Annotated in this window: 16 protein-coding genes; 11 read left to right on the forward strand and 5 right to left on the reverse strand. The window is 51.3% G+C overall.

Going from position 1 to position 20,642, the window contains the following annotated elements:
- Positions 1-134: 134 nt before the first annotated feature.
- A complete protein-coding gene (gene hemW / locus IPH59_14835) occupies positions 135-1,295 on the reverse strand; it encodes a radical SAM family heme chaperone HemW (GenBank protein ID MBK7092970.1) in 1,161 nt (386 codons plus the stop codon).
- Positions 1,296-1,413: 118 nt separating this feature from the next.
- Here hemW and IPH59_14840 point away from each other — a divergent pair, with 118 nt between their 5' ends.
- Positions 1,414-3,582: a tetratricopeptide repeat protein gene (locus IPH59_14840; GenBank protein MBK7092971.1), complete on the forward strand. Its 2,169-nt coding sequence runs from the start codon at positions 1,414-1,416 to the stop codon at positions 3,580-3,582.
- Positions 3,583-3,599: 17 nt separating this feature from the next.
- On the opposite strand, the gene IPH59_14845 is transcribed toward IPH59_14840, so the two are convergent.
- The 3 genes from IPH59_14845 to IPH59_14855 form a co-directional block, all read right to left on the reverse strand.
- Positions 3,600-4,706 (reverse strand): beta-propeller fold lactonase family protein, encoded by a 1,107-nt coding sequence (locus tag IPH59_14845; protein MBK7092972.1) that lies wholly within the window; start codon positions 4,704-4,706, stop codon positions 3,600-3,602.
- Between the two features lie 61 nt (positions 4,707-4,767).
- Positions 4,768-6,801, reverse strand: coding sequence for a VCBS repeat-containing protein (locus IPH59_14850; protein ID MBK7092973.1), 2,034 nt, complete (start codon positions 6,799-6,801; stop codon positions 4,768-4,770).
- Positions 6,802-6,919: 118 nt separating this feature from the next.
- The gene (locus IPH59_14855; GenBank protein ID MBK7092974.1) at positions 6,920-7,696 is read right to left on the reverse strand and encodes a dienelactone hydrolase family protein; all 777 of its coding nucleotides are present in this window, start codon (positions 7,694-7,696) and stop codon (positions 6,920-6,922) included.
- Between the two features lie 104 nt (positions 7,697-7,800).
- On the opposite strand from IPH59_14855, the gene IPH59_14860 reads away from it, so the two are divergent.
- A complete protein-coding gene (locus IPH59_14860) occupies positions 7,801-8,292 on the forward strand; it encodes a hypothetical protein (protein MBK7092975.1) in 492 nt (163 codons plus the stop codon).
- Positions 8,293-8,388: 96 nt separating this feature from the next.
- Entirely contained in the window at positions 8,389-8,985 is a 597-nt protein-coding gene (locus IPH59_14865) for a DUF192 domain-containing protein (protein ID MBK7092976.1), read from the forward strand.
- A gap of 420 nt (positions 8,986-9,405) precedes the next feature.
- On the opposite strand, the gene IPH59_14870 is transcribed toward IPH59_14865, so the two are convergent.
- Positions 9,406-11,127, reverse strand: coding sequence for an NAD-dependent malic enzyme (locus IPH59_14870; protein ID MBK7092977.1), 1,722 nt, complete (start codon positions 11,125-11,127; stop codon positions 9,406-9,408).
- A gap of 211 nt (positions 11,128-11,338) precedes the next feature.
- On the opposite strand from IPH59_14870, the gene IPH59_14875 reads away from it, so the two are divergent.
- The 8 genes from IPH59_14875 to IPH59_14910 all read left to right on the forward strand — a co-directional run bounded on the left by IPH59_14875 (position 11,339) and on the right by IPH59_14910 (position 20,551).
- A complete protein-coding gene (locus IPH59_14875; GenBank protein MBK7092978.1) occupies positions 11,339-11,788 on the forward strand; it encodes an S-ribosylhomocysteine lyase in 450 nt (149 codons plus the stop codon).
- Complete coding sequence (locus tag IPH59_14880; protein MBK7092979.1) at positions 11,785-12,510, forward strand: 5'-methylthioadenosine/adenosylhomocysteine nucleosidase; 726 nt, start codon at positions 11,785-11,787, stop codon at positions 12,508-12,510. Before IPH59_14875 ends, IPH59_14880 begins: the two co-directional genes overlap by 4 nt.
- Before the next feature lie 172 nt (positions 12,511-12,682).
- On the forward strand, positions 12,683-12,775 hold the full coding sequence (gene kdpF / locus IPH59_14885; GenBank protein MBK7092980.1) for a K(+)-transporting ATPase subunit F: 93 nt from the start codon (positions 12,683-12,685) through the stop codon (positions 12,773-12,775).
- 3 nt (positions 12,776-12,778) lie between these two features.
- On the forward strand, positions 12,779-14,467 hold the full coding sequence (gene kdpA, locus IPH59_14890) for a potassium-transporting ATPase subunit KdpA (GenBank protein MBK7092981.1): 1,689 nt from the start codon (positions 12,779-12,781) through the stop codon (positions 14,465-14,467).
- Positions 14,468-14,502: 35 nt separating this feature from the next.
- Positions 14,503-16,578, forward strand: a complete 2,076-nt coding sequence (gene kdpB / locus IPH59_14895) for a potassium-transporting ATPase subunit KdpB (protein ID MBK7092982.1) — start codon at positions 14,503-14,505, stop codon at positions 16,576-16,578.
- Positions 16,579-16,599: 21 nt separating this feature from the next.
- On the forward strand, positions 16,600-17,178 hold the full coding sequence (kdpC, locus tag IPH59_14900; protein MBK7092983.1) for a potassium-transporting ATPase subunit KdpC: 579 nt from the start codon (positions 16,600-16,602) through the stop codon (positions 17,176-17,178).
- Complete coding sequence (locus IPH59_14905; protein MBK7092984.1) at positions 17,175-19,865, forward strand: sensor histidine kinase KdpD; 2,691 nt, start codon at positions 17,175-17,177, stop codon at positions 19,863-19,865. Before kdpC ends, IPH59_14905 begins: the two co-directional genes overlap by 4 nt.
- Positions 19,862-20,551, forward strand: a complete 690-nt coding sequence (locus IPH59_14910; GenBank protein MBK7092985.1) for a response regulator — start codon at positions 19,862-19,864, stop codon at positions 20,549-20,551. Before IPH59_14905 ends, IPH59_14910 begins: the two co-directional genes overlap by 4 nt.
- Positions 20,552-20,642 lie beyond the last annotated feature (91 nt).

Consider the following 20,642-nt stretch of genomic DNA (forward strand, 5'->3'; position numbering starts at 1 on the left):
GATTTACAAAACTCGACACAATTATACTCTTTGCGGCAATCCCTGTCAAGGGCGATGCTCAACAATCCGTGAGGATTATCGCGATACTTAGGACTGCCAGCAGACGGAACTTCTACCGATTGATGAACTTGTTGTCACACAAAATCAGGCAGAAGCGAAGATGCGATCATGTCCGCGCGAAACATGCCCTTGGTGGTCAACAGGAGATGGTCATGCTCTTCGATAATGTCCCCAGCCGACTTGAGTCCATCGATTAGACTGCGGCGGACTCCTGAGATGTCGTAACCAAACTCCGATTTCAAAATGTCTGTGTTCAGGCCGCTGCTTAGGCGCAACGACAGCATAATCGACTCGATTAAGCGCTTAGGAGAGGTGACTTCTTCTTCATCGGCAACGGGCAGTTTGTTCACGGCGAGGTTCTTGACGTATCGAAAAATGTCAGGTTCATTCTTGTAGCGGAGACTTCCGATCGTGCCGACTGCCGCGGGTCCGAATGCGATGTAATCGCGCTGAAGCCAATACGCAAGATTGTGGCGACAACGCTGATTGTCGCGAGCGTAGTTGGAAATCTCGTAATGATCGTAGCCGGATTGCGCAAGGAATTCTACGGCTCGCTGGTAGCGATCGGCAATCAGATCATCAGGCGGCAACGGAACTTCGCGGCGCTCCACTTGATACCTCAGCGGGACATTTCCCTCGAGCATGAGCGAATAGAATGAAATGTGCTGCGGTTCGAGGCTCACCACAGTGCGTAGATCTGATTCAAGAGAAGCGTCCGTTTCGTCGGGTAGTCCGTACATGAGGTCTACTGATATGTTGTCAATTCCAACCTGTCGAGCATTCGCTACCGCTATGCCGACCTGTTCGGCGTTGTGCAATCGCCCCAGTCGTTCGAGATTCGCAGAGTTGAAAGATTGCGCTCCAAAAGAAGTCCGGTTCACTCCAAGCGAAGTCAACAACGAGAGCTTCTCGACTGTGGAAGATTCCGGATTGGCTTCTGAAGTGAATTCTATGTCGGGCGAGAAACCGGCATATCGCTTGAGTCGCGAAACGATTGTCGACCAAGAGTCGCTTGAAAGTACCGTAGGGGTGCCGCCGCCGAAGAATATCGTATCGAGCAGAATTTCTTCGCCGGGATGCGATTTCTGCAACTGCTCAAACCGGATATCCATCTCGGTGCAGATCGCCTCGATATATCGTTTTTCCCATACTGGATCATGCACGATTCGATAGAAATCGCAATAGGTGCAGATACGTGCACAAAACGGCACATGAACGTAACACGAGAGTTTCACTGCCGCAAGATAGTGATATCGGCCGACCGTGGAAAGGACAAACGGCGTAGAATAGGATGGTTCGGCTGATAGCGATTCATCTTGATTGGGAAACTCAGATTCGATATTATTGTAGGCGATGGCGAAGCGAATTCAAGATACGACAGTTACATCTAAGGATCGTCTGCTGGGATCGATTGTCGTGTTTGTCGTTGCATTGGCGGCAAGGCTGATCTACGTCAATGCAGCCGCCGGCACGCCGACCTTCGGCTTCTTGACCTTTGACCTGCTGCAATTCCATAACCTCGCTGTTTCAATATTTCAGGATTCACAGCTAGGGCACGAAGCTGTATTTAAGGCTCCGCTCTATTCACTGGTGTTGTCGCAAATCTACTCAATGGTCAGCAATCCAATCTTCCAGTCTTTCGTGATACAGTGCATTCTCGGCTCGATCTCCGCCATATTGATATACCTGATTTCGGTCCGCTTCTACACGCAACGTATTTCAATCACGGCAGGGTTGATTGCGGCTCTCTACGGTACGTTAATATTCTTCGATGCTGAGCTGCTTCCCGTTAGTTTCACGGTGTTTCTAATCTTGCTCGCAACATACCTGCTGATGAAGTACGAAGAAGGCCACCGAGTTTTCCTCGCAGTGGCTGCGGGAATTACGTTGGCACTTTCCGGCGCCGCAACCCCAGAGACTCTAGTACTTGTGCCAGTGGCCGGATTCTGGATTTATCGAGACGGTGCAGGCAAAAAGAAATTCCGTCTCAGCCACACGTTAGCAATGTTGATCGCCGCTGTGGTGGTCACGGTACCGTTTGCGATTCGCAACAACACGCTCGGCGGTGAAAAAGTCCCTTACCTCACTGATATCGGTGTGAGGATGGCGATCGCCAATCAGGAGGGCGCTACAGGGAGGGACTTCATACTACCCAACGGAGTTCGAGAACTGGGTCAGAGTTATTCTAATGCGCTCGAAGCCACTCAGAGAACCAAGGTGAGTGAATTTTCCGCATCTGAAATGGGCGGAATTTGGCTGGGTCAAGCTGTCGGGTACATATTCAGCCATCCGCTTGACTGGCTCGGATTGGAACTGCGCAAGCTTGCCTGCTTGATTAGTGGCTACGAAATTTCGACAGATCGACCGATCTACTACTTTGCCAGTCAAAATATGCCTCTTCAAGTTTTGTTGTTTGACAAGTTCTTGTCGATTCCTTTCGGACTGATACTGCCTTTCGCATTCCTCGCTTTCTTGGCGGTTAGACATAACAATCGAAAACAGCTTCTGTTGGTATGGTCGGCGACAGGATTGGTGTTAGTATCGCTATTGCTAGCCCCATTCGCATTCCAACGGATATTGTTCGTGCCGTTCATTATCATCTGGTCAGCGGCAGGATTCTGGGGATTGGTGGGCTTATACCAGAAGCAGGAATTCCGTCGTTTCTATACCTGGCTATCGATCTTGGTTGCCGCGGTGGTTATCGTCAACGGCGTCGCAAAGATCCCCGGATTGATACCAACTGTTGATTCTGAGTTTGAAGGAAGGATGTTTGCCGCGAATGCCCATCTGACAGCCAACCGGTTGGAAGAAGCCAAAACAAATTATGATGCTGCATTGCGCATAGATCCAAGATCGCCGCGACCGTACAGCAGTCTTGCCTCGATTTTCGCTCAGCAGGGCAATGATTCGTTGGCAATTGTCTACTACAATCGCGCCGTCGCCGTTGATCCAAGCGATGACCGGCCGCTAAAGAATATTGTCAACCTAATGAAGCGAAAACAGAAACTTGCAGAGTTGAATAATGTACTCGTTCGAGTGATAAAAGAATTCCCAAAAGCCAATTGGGCTTATAATGAATATGCGTCACTTCATGTCAGACTGAGCGAATTTACTCAAGCGGCAGATATCTATGAAAAGTCCTTCGCTGCCGACTCGACCAATATTGAAGCCATATTCCTTAAGGCTGAGGTCTATTTGATGGCTGATATGCGCCAAGAAGCTGAAGAAGAATTTCAGAGATATTTGCAGTACGCGCCAAACTCGGTAGCGGCGCGTGCCAATCTCGGCCAGGTATACGCCCGTCAGCGGCGCATTGAAGAAGCTCTCCGCGAGTTTGGTTTTGTTCGGGAACAAGAGCCGGGAAATCCGGCAACCTATTTCAATCTTGCTTCAGTTTACTATCAAACGAACGACTTGATGCGTGCAGCGAGTTATCTCGACACGGCGGACGCAATTGATCACAATTTCCCGGGACTCGAAGAAATGCGCCAGATGATTGACTCGGCACGAGTCAATCGTTAGTCGGCCTTCGATTGTAGTTAGTCAGCCTTCCAGCCAATTCCCCACGAATCGACGCCAACCTCGGTTGAGTCGAGAACTTTCAACGTAGCGACATCAATCTCATACATGTAACCGTGATTCGGCGGTTGACCTGACGCCGCAACGTAAATCCGTTTGTCATCATCGGACATGGCAATGCCAAAGGGATGGCCGACACCGATGGGAATTTCGGCGACTACCTGGCGTTGGAAAAGGTCAACAATCACAACGGTGTTACCCCAACGAGTGGTGAGAAAAAGATAGTTGCCATTGTGCGAATGGTGTATCATCGCCGGACCAGAGGTGGATATTCCTGCTGTCACCGGAATCTCGATCGAGTCAATGATCTGTCGCGAGTAGATATCGAGAATGCGAACTTGGTTGGCATAGAGACATGAGATGTATGCTTTTTGCAAATGATGGTCGACAGCTACGCAATATGGTCCATAGCGTGGATTAGAAGGATCGGATTGCTGAGCGGGGTCTATCGGCACGAACGTGACGGAGTCCTCGTCGGTATAGACCAGAGTGATGTCATCAGAGCGGAGATTGCAGGCAACGATCACCTTGCCGTCAGTAGTGCTCAAAAGCTCGTGGGTCTGAGCGCCGGACTGGATTTTCTTCTCAACTGCCATTGTCGCAAGGTTGACTTTGTAGATGTGCCCGCGTTCAGAGCCGGCAGTGTAATCGCACATGTAGCCGTATTGGCTGTTACCGGTGATGCACATGCCGGCCGGAATCACGCTGCGCTGATTCGGATAGACTGCCTGCGCAGCGGCAGTTAAGTCAAACTCCGAAATGAACTCGTCGGTCGCGGCACTGAATTTGGCAATCTTGCCGGAAAGGTCGACGGTCATTACGAAGTAATACTGTCCATCCGGTGTAAAGGAAATGTAGTGCGGCTTGGCGATATGAGTATCGATTGTCTTGACCTTGGTCATTGTCTCAGTGTCGTAGACATAAATGGTCGCGTCGGCCTGATTGAGCACGTAGAGTTTGCCATCCGGACCGAGGACTGGATTTTCCGTATCATTTCCTTTGTCGCTGCATCCGGTCATCAGCATCAAGACCGTTATCAGTACTGCAAACCAAGCTGTATAACGCATCAATTCTCAACTCCAATATGATGATTGTTCTACCGAGATATACGAAGACAACCGGTTCTTGTTAAGTACCAGTGCATGACGCACATGGAGCCGGACCGCCTCCAAAAATGTAGCTGATCAGGAACACGGCATCGGAGATGCTCAATCCACCAGTGCAGTTGGCATCACCGCTAAGAAGCGGGTCAGGAGGAGTACCGCCGCCGAAAATGTAGCCGATTATCCGTACCACATCGGAGATACTGATCGACTCAGAATTGTCCGCGTCGCCGATCAGGAATTGGTCGCCGCCATCTCTTCGAAAGAAATTGACGCCGCCGTCTTCCTCGCCAACAAGAAGATCGAGGTCGCCGTCTGAGTCGATATCTCCGAAGGTCATTGCCGCGCGCCAGCCAACGTCGCTGCCGGCGATGATGTCGGGTTGAGCAATCAGAGTTAACGAATCGGGAAAGACACCGCCAGGCGCCGTATTACGGAACCACGTCAGACCCATCAGCCGACCACCAACTATCAGGTCAATCTTGCCATCGCCATCCCAATCAGCGGCGCATGGCAGCGTGAAGTCGCGCGCTGTTTTCTTGATGACGAATTTGGTGATTAGCGTAAGTGCCGGGCTACCGGAGGTGCCGGTGTTTTCATATAGATGGATGTTCGCGAGACCATTAAAGTCCCACTCACCAACGATTAGATCTTTCAAGCCATCGTTGTCGAGATCGACCGGCACAGGTACGGCCAATTGGTCGGTCTTGATCCCGGCAAGCTGATTGGTGATGTTTACGAAGTTTGGCGTGCACTCATCGCCGTTGTTGCCCCAGTATTGAATGAATCCGTTTTCATTTCCTATGAGAATGTCCAAATCGCCGTCGTTGTCCCAATCGACGAAGGCGGGCATAGCCGAAAAACCAACGTCGATTCCGGCGAGGCTGGATGTGATACGAACAAACTTCGGTGCTGTGCGGCTACCAACATTCTGGAAATAGGCAATAGTGCCGTCACCGCCGCCGACTAACAGGTCGAGGTCGCCATCGCCATCAAGATCAGCCATGTCCGGAAATGCGCTGCGGCCGACATCAATATTATCGATGAGATTTTGTTGTTCGAGTACGAAATTGGCGCTCGCCGCTGTGCCGGTGTTGCGCAGAAATTTTAGGTTGTCGATGAATTCGCCATTGGCAGGCGAGAGAATCATGTCGAGATCGCCATCGTTGTCGACATCGGCAAGCGGAGCGTGATTGAATCCGAGAGTCGAGTATGCCGGCGAAAGGAAAGTATCCGTTTGATAAACGAAATCGGATAGTGATGCTGTGCCGGCATTTTCAAAGAGATAGAGATTGGTGTTGAAAAGATCGCCCCACATTATGTCTTGATCGGAATCATCATCAATGTCGACGAAATTGATAGCGCTGAAACCATGCTGGGGATCGGACGGCCTGTTGAAACCTCCGCCGCCACCCGGAAAGGCAAGAATGCTGTCGTAGAAAGTCGATTCCAGTGTAAAGGTCGGCGTCGTTGCGGAGCCGGTGTTTCGGTAGAACACCAATTGTCCCCCTGGATCACCTATGAAGAAATCGAAATCGCCATCGCTATCAATGTCGGTCAAAGCGGGAGTGTTGTTGACGCCGGTGACGATGCCTTCAAATGATGAATTCACCAGAACGAAGTTAATGACATTGCCGACACTTTGATTGCGATAAAACATCACGCCGTTGCTGTTGTTGTCGCAAAGAAGATCGAAATCGCCATCGTCGTCGAGATCGACAAAACGATGCCAGGTACCGATGCTGATCTGCGCAAATCGATCTGCAATCGGCGACCAAATAGGTGTTGTCAACGTGCCGATATTCCCAAGATAATTGAGCTTACCGTTAGTTTCGCCAATGAACAGGTCAAACAGTGAGTCGCCATCGAAATCGACAAGAGAAGGTTTGGGGTTGTTGATACCGCCCCAAAAGGGATAATCAAGCGTATCTGCGCCGATAACGATAGGAAAGGGGTTAGTCTCACGGGTGAATTGGGCGCTGAGACTGCCGGACGATATGAGCCAGGTGAATATCGCAAGTAGCGTGATGTGCTGGAAGCGATTGATAAATTTCCTCATTTGATACATAGTTCGGCACAGAACGCCCGTTAGGCAAGTATCCTGTACCAACATAGTCTATTTTGGTAATTTGTCAATCGGCAGAACCGCCGGAACCGGCGGTCCACCGCAATTGGACTTAGAATATCTCGGCGAAGAAATCCTTCATGGCCTGCCAGGAACGCTTGTCGGCTTTTTCATTGTAGGCAGCGCCTTTGGAATTGTCGTTGCCGGCTTCATTTTGCGTGAAGGCATGGACGGCGCCGCTGTAAGCGATGAACTGGTAATCGGCGCCTGCTGCTCTCATTTCGTTCAAAAATCCTTCTACATCCTTCATCGGTACAAATGGATCATCTGCTCCGTGGCATACCAGAATCTTGGCAGGGACTTTGCCGGCTGCTGCGGGCATGGTAGTTGTTAGACTTCCGTGAAAGGAAACGACTCCAGCGATATTGGCTCCACTGCGTGCCAGTTCGAGAGCCGCCCCACCACCGAAGCAGTAACCAATCGCAGCTACTCGCTTCGGGTCAACGTTTTTGTTCTTGAGAAGCGTCTGAAGCCCGGCATTGATGCGTTCGCGGAACAGCGGCAGATCCTGGCGATACTTGCCGGCCTCTGCACCGGCAGAACCGGCATCTTTGGGACGTACGCCCTTGCCGTAGATATCGATCGCGAAGGCAACGTATCCGAGCTCGGCAAGCATCTTGGCCCGCATTTTTTCATTGTCGGTAAGCCCCAGCCATTGATGAATAATGATGATGCCGGGCCGCGGACCGGAAATGGCGTCGTCATATACGAGATATCCTTCCAAAACAGTGTCGCCCTGCTTGTACTCGACTACTTCGTTCTTGATCGCCGCAAAACACGGGACTGCCAGAATAGCGGCCAAACCAATGGCCAGAATCATAGTTTTCATCATTCCTCCAAAAAAACGCTCTTCCATGAAACCAATGTGTCGTAATTTCGTCATAGCTTGTACGATAAGTATTGAAGAGTTGTAGCACTTTCAAGGAGCAGCAAATGCGATTCGCGAGTTTTTGTCTGATCGTCATTCTTACTGTTTTTTCTTCGGCCCATTCGGAGGATAAGGCAGCAACAGCCAAAGCGTCTCTCGATGCCATGAAGCGCCTTTCTTGGCTCATCGGAAGCTGGAAAGCTTCTATAGGTGGAAATGCGGCGTATGAATCATGGCAAATCGATTCAGAAAACCGATTCAAGGGCATGGGATTTAGCATCAATGGCAAGGACACCGCAATCTCCGAGAAACTGCTGATTGCCGCAACGGACTCAGGACTCTTCTACATATCTGATGTCTCACACAATCCGGCGCCGGTATACTTTAAAATGACGCGTCAGGATTCCGTTACGACAGTCTGGGAGAACCCGAAACACGATTTTCCAACGCGCATTATCTATCGCCATCCCACTGCCGATTCGTTGCATGCCCGCATTGAAGGACTGCGCAAAGGCAAGGAATCGGGCATTGATTTCGTTTTTCAACGCGTAAAGTAGTTTAGACAACTGCCAGCCTTCTGATTATATTGTATTCGTCCTGTGCCAAGACCAGGGCGTATCAATGTTCGAAGTAACTAATACTGGAAGGCAACATTGGCAGCACCAAAACGAAAAAGTAAGAAGTCGTCCCCGGCAACAACTCGCAACCAGCGCTCGGGGCTGAAACGACTGATAATCATCGGAATAATAGCCATCGTGGGTATCGCGGCAGCGATTTTTCTAACACGCGATAGCAAAAACTCGAGCACAACGCAGAATTCTGATGCCGGCGAAGGCAGCTACCAATCGCTGATGCGGCTGGAGTTTCTCAAGGAAGGATTGCTATCCTTCTATTCGGCAAATGGCACGTATATTACGACCATCGATATTGAACTTGCCGAGGCCTTCGAAGAGCGCCGTTTGGGGCTGATGTTTCGTACGTCGATGGAAGATAATCAGGGCATGTTCTTCATTTGGCCGACTGACGTACAGCAGTCGTTTTGGATGAAGAACACAATTCTGCCGCTGGACATGATCTTCATAAATTCCAGCAATGAGATTGTCACAATTCATAAGAATACGACACCGTACGCGGAGACACAGTATCCTTCCTCCCGCCCGGCTCAGTTTGTGCTCGAAGTGAACGCAGGATACTGCGATCGAGTTGGAATCAAGGAAGGCGACAAGATCGGCTGGATGCGCACCAATTGAGTTGAGGTGACAAAGACCCAAGGGAGATATCAGTCGGCGATTTTGCCAAGCCGACTCGCACTCTCCCGCCCCGAGTCCAAACAGGCCCGAGCGGCCTAGGGACGAGCACCTGATCTCCCCAGCGACAGAAAGCACTCACTGACAAAGAAGGCTTCAACGGGGGGGGAAGCACGCAAAAGTCAAAGTCCGGGACTTCTTGAAAACATTGAAGAGAGACAAGCAGGCGTTTGCCATGTTTGAGAAATTCATGAGCCAACTCAGCACGGGAAGCCACTGGAAATACATGAAGCGCAAGTAGCTACATTCGAATCAGTCACTACAAGAACACCATTGCTCTAATTCTCACGTACATGAATACCGGCGGGGGTTCCAGTAGTCCTGCGAATTGAGCAGAACTACTGAAAATCGAAATTAATTCGATTAGCGACCTGAGTAGCGATATGGGTAGTATCTCGGAACCCACATGGCACTTTGAATCAAGCCTGCTAGGTGTTCGTCAGAGACATTCATGCCTATTCCTTCATCCCGCGCTTGTTTAGCGACCGCCAATGCGACGGTGAACGAGACACTGCGGATGTCAGTCAACGGCGGCAAGAGGGCACCCTTCGCCCTGTTTTCAGAGCTTACCATTTCAGAAATCGCGCATGTCGCGGCATAGAACATCGTGTGAGTGACATGTTGTGCCTGACTGACAATGGCGCCGAGTCCCATTCCGGGGAAGACATAGAGATTGTTACATTGGGAAATTATGACCTCGCGACCATCCGGGATAATGAACGGCTTGAACGGACTGCCGGTCGCCATCAACGCTTTCCCATTGGTCGCAGCCATGACTTCTTCGGGAAGGACTTCGCAACAAGAAGTCGGATTTGAGAGAGCAAGTACAATCGGGCGCTCGCAGTTGTTTGCCAACGCGCTGAGAATATCGCCGGTGAATGCACCTCTCTGACCCGAAAGACCGATGAGAGTTGTTATTCGAGCGTGCTTGACGACTTCGGCGAGGTTGGGATTGCGGTCTTTTGAAACCGGCCAGTTTGCAATGGCATCGCTCGGTTGGAGGAAATTTGACTGATACTCATCAGCCTTGTCGCCTTCCATGAGTAGTCCATTGATATCGACCGCGTAAATGTTGCGGCGGGCTTCAGCCTGTGACATTCCACCTTCAGCAACCAAAAGTGAGACCAGCGCGTTTGCAACACCGCTCCCGGCTTGACCGAAACCGAGGATTCCGATCCGCTCGTCCTTGAGTGCACGACCAGTGGTCTTAAACGCAGTTCGAAGTGCGGCAGCGGCTGTAGCGCCGGTGCCCTGAATATCATCATTGAAGCTCAGAATCCGTTTCTGGTAACGATCGAGAAGAGTTGCAGCATGTTGTTTGCCGAAGTCTTCCCACTGCAAGAGTGCTCGCGGGAATACACGCTTCACGCCTTGCACGAATCGTTCAATAACTTCGTAATAGGCATCTCCTGTGAGCCGAGGCTGACGCAAGCCGATATAAAGCGGATCAGCAAGGAGTCGCTCATTATTGGTGCCGACATCAATCATAACCGGCAGAGTCGATGCCGGATGAATTCCGGCAGCGGCAACGTAGAGCGAGATTTTGCCGACTGGAATGCCCATGCCATCGGCGCCAAGATCCCCGAGTCCCAAAATTCTCTCACCGTCGGTTGCTACGATGAGCGATACGTTCGGCAGTCCGACGTTTTCGAGAATCTGTTCAATGGAATCAACGTTGCGCGGCGAGACGAAGATTCCGCGCCAGCGTCTTACGATGTGTGACAGAGTCAGACAAGCTTGACCGACAGTTGGTGTATAGACGATTGGCAGCATCTCTTCGAGGTGCTTCAACAGCGTTGAATAGAACACTGTCTCGTTGCGGTCGAGAAGCGCCAGCAGTGATACATAGCGACCTAAATCCGTTGCTTTGGTTTTGAATATATCATAGTTGCGAGTTAGCTGTTCGTCGAGCGTACCAACCCGATCGGGAAACAATCCGACCAGATCAAATTCGGCCCGTTCGACATTGGAAAAGGCGTTGCCTTTATTCAAAAGTGGGTCAGAGACCAGCGCGTTTCCCTTATGCGGAACAGCGTAGTAAATCTCGTTGGTGAGTGGGTCAACCTTAAGTTCGAAGCGTTTCATTGCAGTTCCTTTCTTTCCGCCCGGCGGCGGAGAACGCTTCGAAAGAAGGCCAGATATTCGGGTGAAGTCAAGGACTCAAAGCGGGTATTTTAGACTGCCGTAAAAAGACCTCTATCATAGACTTAGGTGTGGATCGCGCACACGCTGTGAGGCGCTGAATCGAATTGAGCGCCCAAATCAATATCTCACCAAATTAGCCGAAAGAGCTACTATGGCGAATAAGGTTGAATCGTTCCAGCTTGATCATTTGAGTATGCCCGCTCCGCAAGTACGTATGGCGGGGCACCAAACTGGTCCCAAAGGTGACATCATTTCGAAATTCGATCTGCGTTTTGTTAAACCGAATACAGATGCGATTCCCACTGCCGCGTTGCACACTTTGGAGCATCTGCTGGCAACTTACATGCGCGAATATCTCGACGGCATTATTGATCTCTCGCCGATGGGTTGTCGCACCGGTTTCTACCTGACGGTCTGGGGCGAAGTCGACAGCAAGCGGGTAGAGACGGCGTTAGTCAATTCGCTCAAGCGTGTAACTGCCACAGCTTGGGAGGATGTTCCGGCAACGACCGCCAAGGAATGCGGAAATTATCGCGACCATTCCCTTTTCGGGGCCATTGAGTATGCCAGAACCGTAATCGCAGGGTTTGAATCAAGATGATTGGTATCATTGGAGCGATGGCGGAAGAGATCGAATTGTTCAAGCAGAACATGGAGATCAAGAAAACCTACAGTTACGCCCGAACCGAATACAATGTCGGAACGATAAACGAGCAGGAAGTTGTGTTGCTGCAGGCAGGAATCGGCAAAGTGAAATCCACTATCAGCACGCAGATACTGATCGATCGTTTTGATATCGACATGATCATCTTCACGGGGCTGGCCGGCGCACTGACTTCGAACTTGCGGCGCGGCGACTTAGTGGTCGCGAATCATGTCGTGCAGTATGATTTCGATTTGACCGCGTTTGGCCGCCGCCACGGTGAACTGCCGGATATCGGTCGATTGCTCGAGCCGGATCCGAAGTTGATCAAATTCATGTGCTATGCTTATGACGATATCTTCCAGAATGACAAGAACGCTCCGCATTTAATCGTTGGTTCGATTTGTTCCGGAGACAAGTTCATCACGGACCGACGCGATATTGATTGGTTACAGCGCGAATTCGGCGCGGTTGCCACTGAGATGGAAGGTGCCGCTGTCGGTTACACCTGCTTTGTCAACGATGTGAAGTTCGCGATCCTGCGAACGATTTCCGACACCGGCGGCGACGGCGCGACCGATGACTTCGACGAGTACCTCAAAGTAGCCTCAGCCAATTCCTTCAAAATTGTCAGCACGATGCTTCGCGTGATGTCATATCGCGAGAACGCAATAGGATAGCAGGCAATCAACTCCCTGTTCTTTTCCACACCGACTTAAGCAGATTTACTTTACGATTTCTTTACGCTTCCAAGTAGTGTCTTTACTATCGAGTAATTTTTAATCGTCGTTAATAACACTGAGTTTTCGAGAAGGTCTCGAAAGCCAACCTTTGTATTTCTAAATTATTCGGGTGACAATTATGGAATTCTGGTTAGGTGGAATTGTAGCGGTGCTGCTTCTGATCTACCTCGTGTATTGCCTGTTCAAGGCTGAGGAGATGTAGCACATGATTACCAATGACTTCTTGCAGATTGCCGCTCTAATCGCGGCACTGATCATTCTGACTCCCCTACTTGGGCGTTTCTGCTACAACATCCTGACCGGACAGGGAGCAAAGTACCTTCGACCATTTCAGGTGTTAGAGAATCTGACCTACATAGTAAGCGGCATTGACGCCAAAGCAGAGATGAGTTGGAAGCAATACGCCTCGGCGCTGTTGCTATTCAATCTCTGCGGATTTGTCATCGTGTTTCTGCTCCAGATGCTGCAGCACTTGTTGCCGCTCAACCCGCAGAATCTTCCGGCGACGTCATGGCATCTCGCATTCAATACTGCTATCAGTTTCACGACCAATACAAATTGGCAGGCTTATGCCGGGGAAACGACGCTCAGCTACTTGACTCAGATGATCGGGTTGACGGTGCAGAACTTTGTCAGCGCTGCGACCGGCATTGCGGTTTTGGCTGCTTTGGCACGCGGGATTTCGAGAAAAACATCTGGCACACTGGGCAATTTCTGGACCGACATGACACGGTCGACCGTGCATATCCTCCTGCCGCTTGCAATCGTCTGGACATTGGTACTCGTCGGACAAGGTGTAATACAGAATGTCGACAGCTACCAAATGGCGACGACCATCGAAGGCAAAGAACAAATTTTGCCGATGGGACCGGCAGCTTCGCAAATTGCAATCAAGCAACTCGGCACCAACGGTGGTGGATTCTTCAATACTAATAGTTCGCATCCATTCGAGAACCCAACGCCGATATCCAACTGGTTCGAGGTATTGGCGATTCTGATGCTTCCGGCGGCGCTGGTGTACACTTTTGGTTTGATGGTCGGCTCTCGTAAGCATGCCTGGGTATTGTATGGTGTGATGATGATAATGCTGATTGCATTTATCGGATTCTCTGCATACGCCGAATTCTCGAACAACAGCGCGCTGGGAGTCGCACACCTCGAAGGCAAAGAAACGCGATTCGGAATCGTGAACAGCATCATCTGGTCCAACTTCACAACAGTAGCGTCCAACGGTTCGGTGAACGCCATGCACTCAAGCATGTCGCCGATTACCGGCGGTATCGCGATGTTCAACATCATGCTGGGCGAGATCATCTTCGGCGGCGTCGGGGCCGGAATGTACGGGATGATATTGTTCGTGCTGCTCGCGGTGTTTCTGGCCGGGCTGATGGTCGGCAGGACACCGGAGTACTTCGGCAAGAAGATCGAAGCCTTGGAAATGCGCTGGACGACAATTGCAATCATCTTGCCATGCGCACTCATCTTGATCGGAGCGGCGCTTGCCTCCTCAACGTCAATGGGCTTAAGCAGTCTCGCAAATCGCGGTCCTCATGGGCTGAGTGAAATTCTCTATGCATTCTCGTCGGCAAGCGGCAACAATGGCAGCGCATTTGCTGGACTGAATGCCAACACGCCATTCTACAATGTCGCACTGGGACTCTGCATGTTATTAGCACGATTCGGTGTCATCCTGCCGGTGTTGGTGATCGCGGGAAGTCTGGTGCGAAAGAAAGCGACACCGCTGACGGCGGGGAGTTTCTCTACTGAAGGAATGACATTCGGATTGATTCTGACTGCAACCATTCTCATTGTCGGCGCATTGACATTCTTCCCGGTACTGGCGCTTGGGCCAATACTTGAACATCTACTAATGCTCTCGGGCACTACTTTTTAGGCGGGTGGAAAGTGACTACAACAACGAAATCAAATATGCTGTTAGACGGCGCACTACTGCGACAAGCTTCAATTGATGCTTTTCGTAAATTGAATCCAAAGGCGCAGATTAAAAATCCCGTGATGTTCGTCGTTCTTATCGGAACGATACTCACGGCGATAAGCTTTGTCGTGAATGTGATGAAGGGAAACTACTCGGGCTTCGATCTACAGATTTGCCTGTGGCTGTTCTTTACCCTGCTATTCGCGAATTTTGCCGAAGCAGTTGCCGAAGGCCGGGGAAAGGCGCAAGCCGAAAGCCTGAAACGCATGCGGACGGCAACCATTGCGCGAAAACTCACCGCCGGTGGCCGCGAGGAAAAGGTCAATGCAGGAGTTCTCAAACTTGGCGATCAGGTAGTGTGCGAGGCAGGCGATGTTATTCCCGGTGACGGCGAGGTTGTCGAAGGAATCGCGTCGGTAGATGAATCGGCGATTACCGGTGAATCAGCGCCGGTGATTCGTGAATCGGGCGGAGATCGCAGCGCAGTGACCGGCGGAACGCGCGTAATCAGCGACCGTATTGTGGTAAGGATAACGGCAGAGCAGGGCCGGAGTTTCCTTGACCGCATGATTGGCCTTGTCGAGGGCGCTCGTCGGCAGAAAACGCCGAACGAAATCGCGCTGAGCCTGGTGTTATCAGGGCTTACCATAATCTTCGTGCTTGCTGTCACTACGCTCAAATTGTTCGCGGACTACAGCGGCAATGAAGCGGCCCAGGATTTGTCGGCGGTTGTAACGCTTCCGATCTTGGTTTCACTGCTGGTGTGTCTTATCCCGACGACTATCGGCGGACTGCTTAGCGCGATTGGAATCAGCGGTATGGATCGCATGATCAGAAAGAACGTTATCGCCACCAGTGGCCGCGCTGTTGAGGCAGCTGGCGATGTTGACGTGCTGTTGCTGGACAAGACAGGTACGATCACCTTTGGCAATCGCATGGCAACGGAATTCATACCAGTGCCCGGAGTGCCGGCACAGACCCTTGCTGAAACGGCGCAGTTGGCTTCATTGAGCGATGAAACTCCAGAAGGCAGATCGATTGTCGTATTGGCAAAGGAGAAATTCGGTCTGCGTGCAGAGAATCTGCCGCCGCATCTTGCGCGTTTTGTTCCTTTCAGTGCGCAGACGCGCATGAGCGGTGTTGATGTGCTGGAAAGCGACGAACCGGTACGCACTTTGCGCAAGGGTTCGGGCGACGCGATCAAGAATCACATCGAAAGCAACGGCGGCACTTGGCCTTCGGAGATCAATCCGATTGTAGAGGCCGTTTCAAAGTCCGGCGGCACACCGCTGGTAGTCTCCGAAGAACACTTTGTTCTCGGCGTGGTGCATCTCAAGGATGTCGTTAAGGGCGGAATCAAGGAGCGATTCGCACAATTACGCTCCATGGGCATTCGCACAATTATGGTGACAGGAGACAATCCACTAACGGCAGCTTCAATCGCTGCGGAGGCGGGCGTTGACGATTTCATGGCGCAAGCCAGTCCCGAAGCCAAACTCAATCGCATTCGCGAAGAGCAGGCAAACGGACATCTGGTTGCCATGACCGGCGACGGTACCAACGATGCCCCGGCCCTTGCACAGGCCGATGTTGGCGTGGCGATGAATACAGGAACGCAGGCCGCGCGCGAAGCCGGCAACATGGTTGACCTTGACTCGAATCCCACCAAGTTGATAGAGGTCGTGGAAACCGGCAAGCAGTTGCTTATGACGCGCGGAGCATTAACGACATTTAGCGTCGCCAATGACGTGGCCAAGTACTTTGCCATCGTGCCGGCGATGTTCAGTGTGTTGTATGCTACTGCCGGATCGGTTGGACCTTTGGCACAGCTCAATGTCATGCAGCTTGAGTCACCGCAGAGCGCAATTCTTAGCGCCGTGATTTTCAATGCGCTGATTATCGTGGCTCTGATTCCGCTTGCCTTGAAAGGAATCAAGTATCGGCCCATGGGAGCGGCTGCCGTACTGCGACGGAACCTCCTAATTTATGGATTGGGCGGCTTGATTGCACCGTTTGTCGGAATCAAGTTCATCGACATTATTGTTACCCAATTGGGATTAATCTCATAACTTGTTAAGAGTGGATTTTCAATGAAGACGTTTATCATAGCAGCAAAACTGATCATCGTAATGACAGTTGTGACCGGCGTGCTCTACCCCATGATCATGCTGGGGGCAGCGCAGGCACTATTCCCTCATCAAGCCAACGGAAGCCTGACTTACTCTGGTGGAAAGTTGATTGGATCGGAGCTTATTGCTCAGGAGTTCGCCGATTCTTCGTACTTTTGGCCACGTCCCTCCGGAATCGGCTATAATCCCCAACCATCAAGCGGCACAAATCTTGGCCCGACAAGCAAGGCTCTACTTGAACAGATAACATCCCGTCGGGCGCTATTGACCGAGGCGAACGGCGGCGCACAACCACCGGACGATTTGCTACTGGCATCAGGTAGTGGACTCGATCCGCATATCTCGCCTGAAGCTGCCCGCTACCAGATTGACCGTGTTGCGAGAGTGCGCGGACTCAGTTCCGAGAAACTGGCACAGCTTCAGCAGTTGGTTGAAATGCGAGTTGAACCCTATAGTTTCGGATTTATAGGTCAGCCACGTGTGAATGTATTCCTGTTGAATCTTGCTGTTGATTCGCTATTCTTAAGCGTAAGAAAATGACAGACCACGATCGACCAGATCCACAGCGCATTCTGACGGCGCTGCAAAACGATGAAGCCAGAGAGCGCGCAGGTAAACTGCGCCTTTTCTTTGGTATGTCCGCCGGTGTCGGCAAGACATACGCCATGTTGAAAGCCGCGCAAGAGCTTCATGTTAACGGAGCCGATGTCGTCGTTGGAGTTGTGGAGACTCATAGCCGGGCTGAGACACAAGCACTGCTGACTGGACTTGCCGTTATTCCGCGCCGCGTCCTTGATTACAAGGGAACGCAACTTGAAGAATTGGACATTGATGCGATAATTGCACGAAAGCCAGCCTTCGTGCTCGTTGATGAGCTTGCACACTCCAACGTTCCCGGATCAAGACATCACAAACGGTATCAGGATGTTCTGGAGCTGCTCGAACACGGCATCAATGTATACTCGACGCTGAATGTTCAGCATCTCGACAGCCTGAATGATGTCGTTAGACGCATAACGGGCGTGACGGTGCGGGAAACCGTGCCTGATTCCGTGGTTCGACGCGCTGATGAAATTACATTGATTGACATTTCTCCGGCAGAGTTGTTGAAACGGCTTCGCGAAGGTAAGGTTTACTTAGGAGAACGCAAGCAAGCTGCCGCCGATAATTTCTTCAAAGAGGAATCGCTCACCGCATTGCGTGAACTCTCATTGCGGGCAACCGCCGAGCGTGTCGAAAATGAACTACAGAGCCTTCGCCAAAGCCTGCTCATTTCCGGCCGCTGGAATACAGTTGAGCGACTGCTGGTAGCTGTCAGTCACAGTCCGTTTTCTGAAGACCTGATTCGTGCGACGCGACGCCATGCAAGCGCGATGCGCGCACCGTGGGTAGCTCTCAATGTCGAAACCGGAAGAACGCTTTCTCATGAAGATCAAGAGCAACTTCTTAAGAATCTGCGGTTAGCGCAGGAGTTAGGCGCCGAAGTTGTAACAACCGCCGACCCGGATGCTGTTGCCGCGATTGCGCGAATCGCTCGCGAGCGCGACACCACGCAGATCATCGTTGGGCGGCCCGACCGTCGTTTTTGGCGCGATCTCTTTGGCGGCGGAACGATTCTCGATCGACTTGTGCGTCTCCGGCTCGACATCGATATTCATGTTATCCGTCCGCATCTTGAGATAAGCGAGTCGCTGCGCAAACCGATCATCGCGCCACCACGCGTAGACTTCGCACCAATTCTGACAGCGCTCGCCACTGTAGCGGGAGTGTCGGTATTGAACTGGTTTCTTGCGCCGCTTATCGGATATCGCGCAGTAGGCTTCTTCTACTTGCTGGCAATTCTGTTCTTGGCATTTCGCAGTTCTCTCGCGGCGATGTTCACTGCCGCTACGCTCAGCGCGATAATGTGGAATTTCTTCTTCATTCCGCCGCGATTCACGTTTTCAATCAGCGCACCGGAAGACTTCATGATGTTCACAGCATATTTTGTGGTCGCCACTATCACCGGTGTATTGACTGCGCGTGGGATCAATCATGAGAGATTGTTGCGCCAACGTGAAATGCGGACGCAGGTGCTTTTCGATTTCGTCCGGTCTCTGGTCGAAATTCAGGGGATGGAGCAAATTGAGGAAGAGGTTGACCGCCGAACGCAACGGTTGTTTCAAGCGCGATCGTGCCTATTGATTCCCAAGATCAAGAGTGGGAGATTGGACAGAACAACTCGTACAAATGCTATTGAGATGGACGTCAACGACTGGGCCGTCGCAGCATGGGTCTTCGAAAATGGCAAACCGGCCGGTTGGTCGACGGAAACGCTCTCGCAAGTTCGCTCGCTGTGTATTCCATTGCAGGTAGGTGAACAAAAACTTGGAGTACTTCTGTTCCGCCCGATTGAACCGACTGAACTTTCCCGCGATCAGAACGATCTGCTTTACGCATTGTGCCACCAAACTGCAGTCGTTGTCCAACGTGAGGTTCTTCAGTTGCAGAATCGCGACCTGGCTCTCTTGGAGGAATCCGAAAAACTTCATCAGACTCTGCTTAACTCAATCTCGCACGAGTTGCGCACACCGCTTACTTCCATAATCGGATTTGCCGCGGCTCTGCGCGACCCGAAGCTGCAATCGAATAGCGAAAATCGCGACACACTGGCTGAAGAAATCATGGCCTCGGCCGATCGACTCAACCATGTGATCGAGAATCTACTCGACATGTCAAGACTGCAATCAGGAACACTCAGGTTGAATCTCGAGTGGTTTGACGTTCAAGAGTTGATCAAGGAAACTGTGGAGCAAAATCAGAGTCTGTTAGTTGAGCGCCAGATAAAGGTCCAAGCTGATGAACATTCAATTCTACTCAATGGAGATTTCGGTTTGCTAATGCATGCGCTTTCCAATCTTGTGCGCAACGCAGCGATGTACTCGCCCATGAACTCCAGCATCAAGATCTCCGCGACGACTTCTGAGGAGTATCTGTCTATCGCCGTAGCGGATCAGGGACCTGGTATTCCGTCCTCAGAGCTAGAAAACGTCTTTGAGAAGTTTCGGCGGCTTCCCGATAGTCCTTCCGGTGGAATCGGGCTCGGGCTTTCGCTTGCAAAGAATATTGTCGAATTGCACAAAGGTCGAATTAGAGTAGCCAATCGCAGTATCGGCGGCGCCGAGTTTACAATCGACTTGCCGACGAAGAGCCAACCGTCGGGTCTTTCCGGGGAGACAACTCTATGAGCAACCAAATCAAAGTCCTCGTCATTGATGATGAGCCGGCTATTCGCAAACTACTGCGAGTCTGTCTTGAAGCGGACGGATATCATGTTGCTGATGCAGCGACAGCAAACGACGGTCTTCGCGATGCAGTGGCATTCAAGCCCGAAGTCATCATTCTCGATCTCGGATTGCCCGACATGGGCGGCGATGAATTCATCCGTCGGTTTCGCGAATGGTCCTCGATTCCGATTATCGTCCTGACAGTCAGAGATAATGACGTCGATAAAGTCAAAGTCCTTGATGCCGGCGCAGATGATTATTTGACCAAACCGTTCAGCACGGCGGAATTGCTGGCAAGGGTACGAGTCGCGCTTAGACATGCACATCCCGGTGAAGAATCGTCAGTGTTTGTATCGGGTCCGCTCAAAATTGACTTCGCTGCCCGCATCGTAACAGTGGATAACGAGATGGTGCATCTGACAGCCACCGAGTACAATCTCTTGCGGCTTCTTGCCCGCCATGCCGGAAGAGTCGTAACGCACACTCAGATTTTGCGAGAGGTTTGGGGGCCATCCGCTGTAGAGCAGCGACAATATTTGAGAGTGTATTTTGGGCAGTTGAGAAAGAAGCTAGATTCGGCGTCGATTCCGCAAGATCTAATCGCCACAGAACCGGGAATCGGATACCGGCTCCGCACAATCGAGTAGTCGATCAGATTCAACGCCTTCGCGATGAATCACGATGATTCCACACAGCCCTCTCTAAGTCACTTGGTCTCTTTGTGCAAATTTCTTGGGC

The sequence above is a fragment of the bacterium genome (assembly GCA_016708315.1).
Taxonomy (GTDB): domain Bacteria; phylum Zixibacteria; class MSB-5A5; order CAIYYT01; family CAIYYT01; genus JADJGC01.

Bases quoted from the DNA above. Each gene is read 5' to 3' on its own strand.
- IPH59_14840 (MBK7092971.1), top strand. From the start codon at position 1,414: ATGGCGAAGCGAATTCAAGATACGACAGTTACATCTAAGGATCGTCTG.
- IPH59_14845 (MBK7092972.1), bottom strand. From the start codon at position 4,706: ATGCGTTATACAGCTTGGTTTGCAGTACTGATAACGGTCTTGATGCTG.
- IPH59_14850 (MBK7092973.1), bottom strand. From the start codon at position 6,801: ATGAGGAAATTTATCAATCGCTTCCAGCACATCACGCTACTTGCGATA.
- IPH59_14855 (MBK7092974.1), bottom strand. From the start codon at position 7,696: ATGAAAACTATGATTCTGGCCATTGGTTTGGCCGCTATTCTGGCAGTC.
- IPH59_14860 (MBK7092975.1), top strand. From the start codon at position 7,801: ATGCGATTCGCGAGTTTTTGTCTGATCGTCATTCTTACTGTTTTTTCT.
- IPH59_14870 (MBK7092977.1), bottom strand. From the start codon at position 11,127: ATGAAACGCTTCGAACTTAAGGTTGACCCACTCACCAACGAGATTTAC.
- IPH59_14875 (MBK7092978.1), top strand. From the start codon at position 11,339: ATGGCGAATAAGGTTGAATCGTTCCAGCTTGATCATTTGAGTATGCCC.
- IPH59_14880 (MBK7092979.1), top strand. From the start codon at position 11,785: ATGATTGGTATCATTGGAGCGATGGCGGAAGAGATCGAATTGTTCAAG.
- kdpA (MBK7092981.1), top strand. From the start codon at position 12,779: ATGATTACCAATGACTTCTTGCAGATTGCCGCTCTAATCGCGGCACTG.
- kdpB (MBK7092982.1), top strand. From the start codon at position 14,503: ATGCTGTTAGACGGCGCACTACTGCGACAAGCTTCAATTGATGCTTTT.
- kdpC (MBK7092983.1), top strand. From the start codon at position 16,600: ATGAAGACGTTTATCATAGCAGCAAAACTGATCATCGTAATGACAGTT.
- IPH59_14905 (MBK7092984.1), top strand. From the start codon at position 17,175: ATGACAGACCACGATCGACCAGATCCACAGCGCATTCTGACGGCGCTG.
- IPH59_14910 (MBK7092985.1), top strand. From the start codon at position 19,862: ATGAGCAACCAAATCAAAGTCCTCGTCATTGATGATGAGCCGGCTATT.